Source organism: Prosthecobacter sp. (genome assembly GCF_044232965.1).
Classification (GTDB): Bacteria; Verrucomicrobiota; Verrucomicrobiia; order Verrucomicrobiales; family Verrucomicrobiaceae; genus Prosthecobacter.
The window spans coordinates 1-3,050 of the sequence record NZ_JBIIKX010000156.1; the positions used below are offsets into that span (position 1 = coordinate 1).

Annotated in this window: 2 protein-coding genes; both read right to left on the minus strand. The window is 58.9% G+C overall.

The window, feature by feature from the left end:
• Positions 1–1,746, minus strand: a 1,746-nt coding sequence (locus ACILSI_RS26910; RefSeq protein WP_395725018.1) for an ATP cone domain-containing protein, incomplete at its 3' end; no start/stop codon positions are given.
• A 102-nt stretch (positions 1,747–1,848) separates the two neighbouring features.
• On the minus strand, positions 1,849–2,931 hold the full coding sequence (locus tag ACILSI_RS26915; RefSeq protein WP_395725019.1) for a ribonucleotide-diphosphate reductase subunit beta: 1,083 nt from the start codon (positions 2,929–2,931) through the stop codon (positions 1,849–1,851).
• Positions 2,932–3,050 lie beyond the last annotated feature (119 nt).

Consider the following 3,050-nt stretch of genomic DNA (forward strand, 5'->3'; position numbering starts at 1 on the left):
GCCGCCCTGATTGACGGCGATGAGCTGGTCGTTGTGCAGCTTGAGGAAGGGAATGACGCCCTGGGACTCGCCATTGGTGCCTTTGATGTAGCCGCCGGTGCCGCGGACGCTGGTCCAGGAGCCACCGAGGCCGCCGGCCCACTTGGAGAGGAAGGCATTCTCCGCGATGCCACGGATCATGATGGACTCGATGCTGTCGTCCACTTTGTACAAGTAGCAGGAGCTGAGCTGGGAGTGCAGCGTGCCGCTGTTGAAGAGCGTCGGGGTGCTGGAGCAGAAGCGGCGGCCTTTGTAGAGCTTGTAGATGGCGATGATCTTGTCCTCGGGATTGCCGTCGCGTTCACCGACATTGAGGCCCATGGCGACGCGCATCCAGAAGAGCTGCGGCGTTTCGAGGCGCTTGGCGGGCTTGATCTTCTTATCGACGATCAAGTAGCGGTCATAGAGGGTCTGGATGCCGAGGAAGTCGAAGTCCATGTCCGCAGCGGGGTCGAGCGCGTCGGCGAGTTTGTCGAGGTCGAACTGAAGCAGGCGCGGGTTGTAGCGGTCGATCTCGACGCCACGGGCGAGGTTGCGGCGGAAGGCACGGCGGTGGAAGTCGCGCAGGGCCTCGATGCCATCACGCACGATGTCCCAGCCGAGGACTTCCTCATAAATGTAGCTGAGCAGGACGCGGGCGGCGAACTTGGCGAAGTCGGCGTCCTTCTGCATCATCGTTTTCGCATTGAGCGTGATGGTCTGCTTCAGATGGTCCAGCGTGATGTCGGAATTGAGCGAGCGGCGCAGCTCCATCTCGATCTCGGCACGGGTGAGGCACAAATCGAGGCCGAGCATGGCGAAGTCGATGCGCTTCTTCAAATCGGCGCCGTCCCAGAGGAAGGAATTGCCGTCGGCGGTCTTGACGACGATGAGCGCCTGCTGGTCCTGGCTCTCGATTTCGTTGGCGATGGCGGCTTCCTGCTCGTCGGTGTCGCGCATGCTGGTGCGCAGCGCACGATACTGGATGTAACCACGGGCGACTTTGAAGAAGCCCTGCTTCATCAGTTCTTCCTCGACGAGGTTCTGTACGTCCTCGATGTGGATGAACTGCTTGTTTTCCTCGGCGATGTAGCGGCTGACCGTCTCGGCGATCTGGACGGCAGGCGAGGAGTCGAGTTCGAGAGAAAGGAAGGCCTTGCGGACGGCAATCTCGATCTTGTTGTGGTTCCAGGGGACGAGTTGGCCGCTGCGGCGGATGACTTTGGTATTCACGATGAGGGGCTGCGGGATGGCATCGGCGAAGGGATCATGCGGCTCGGTGCGTTTGCGACGTTCGGCCAGGGTACGCGCCACGTCATGCGCGTTGTGATGGATCAGGGCCCGCTCAATGCAGTGGTAGATGTCCTTTGCGTTCAGCGTGGCCGCCCGGCCGCTCCCTTCGGCAAGCTGGGCCGTGCGCTGGTGGATCTCCTCGGTGACGGCCTTGGAGATGTTCTGCACGAACTGGCGATTCGTCTCATTGTAGATGTCCCCTTCCTTCTGACGGGCCAGGAACAGGTCCGTCAGGGCGCTGCCCACGGTGTCTGCGATCTCGGCGGAGTCGAAATCACGCTCCTTGCCGCCGATGCTCACCTTGATGGAGGCAGGGACGGTTTCACCGATGGCCGCCACGGCCAGGGCGCTCCACTCAAACTGAGGCTTCTGGTCTTTGGGGGTTTGGGTGACCCTTTTGAGGACTTTGTCTTCTTGGAGCAGGTTGGCGATCATGGCGGGAGGAGCGTTGCGTTTGATGAAGGAGCGAGAGTAAATTGGGATGATGAAAAAATCTTTGCCGGATCACTCCAGCGAGCATTTTTCGATCTGGGAGGCTTACAGGTCGTCGTCGGAGCTGTGGACGAGGGCGGACGCCTTTTGGTAGTCCGTGACCTTGCCCTCAAAGAAGTTCTGCTCCTTGCGCACGTCCATCATCTCCGCCAGCCAAGGCAGCGGATTGGTGACGCCAGGGCTCAGGGCAGGCAGACCGCAGCCAGCCAGGCGGCGGTCAGCGATGAAGTCGATGTATTGCTCAAACTCGGCGGCGCTGAGGCCCACGGCGTTCACCGGCAGGCAGTCGCGGATGAATTCCTTCTCCAATCTGATGGCCTCGCGCATGATGCTGACGAGCTCTTCGCGGAATTCCGGCGTCCACAGGTCCGGATTCTCTTCGATGAGGTCCATGAACAGATTGCGGAAGACCTCGATGTGGTTCGACTCATCCCGCAGCGTGTAGCGGAACATCTGGCCGATGCCGGGGAACTTGTTCTGGCGGTAAAGGCTCAGGATCATGCCAAAGAGGCCGTAGAACTGCGTGCCCTCCATGCACTGGCCGAACATGAAGATGTTCTTGGCCAGGAGCTGCTTGTTCTCCAGATTCGTGAGGTCGATGTCCCGGCGCATGTTGTTGGAGATGCGGGTGACGAACTCGTTTTTCCTCACGATCGTCGGGATCTGCTCAAACATGGACTCGCACTCATGGGGATTGATGCCCAGGGAGGAAATCATATACAGCAGCGAATCGGCGTGGATGTTCTCCTCATGCGCGTGGCGACCCAGCACCAGCTTCAATTCGGGCGCGGTGACCAACTCACGAACGACGTGCTGAATGTTGTCCCCCACGATGCCTTCGGCGGCAGAAAAGTAACCGATGCCCATCATGATGATCCAGCGCTCGTTCTGCGTGATCTCGTTGGAGCGCCATTGTTCCACATCCTTTTGCATCTGGATGTCTTCCGGCTCCCAATGGTTGGCCTTCATCGTGCGATAAAGGTCATAGGCCCACTGGTACTTCAGCGGCAGGAGGTTGAAGGTCATGCTCTTGCGGCCATTGATGACCCGCTTTGCGGTGAAGGCGGCTTCGGCTTTGTCTTGATCGAGAATAAACTCGCGGTTGCCAATCTTGAATGTCTTGTCCATGGCGATTTTGTTGCAGATTGAGGGTGTTTTTGTCGGGGTTTTGAGGAAACAGTAAAGCAACCAAGACGCACTATAAATACCATATATTGCGGGTGCCGAAGCGGATCATGCACAAGATA

What these genes read in the sequence shown, in the direction of transcription:
- ACILSI_RS26915 (WP_395725019.1), bottom strand. Translation starts at nt 2,931, where the DNA reads ATGGACAAGACATTCAAGATTGGCAACCGCGAGTTTATTCTCGATCAA.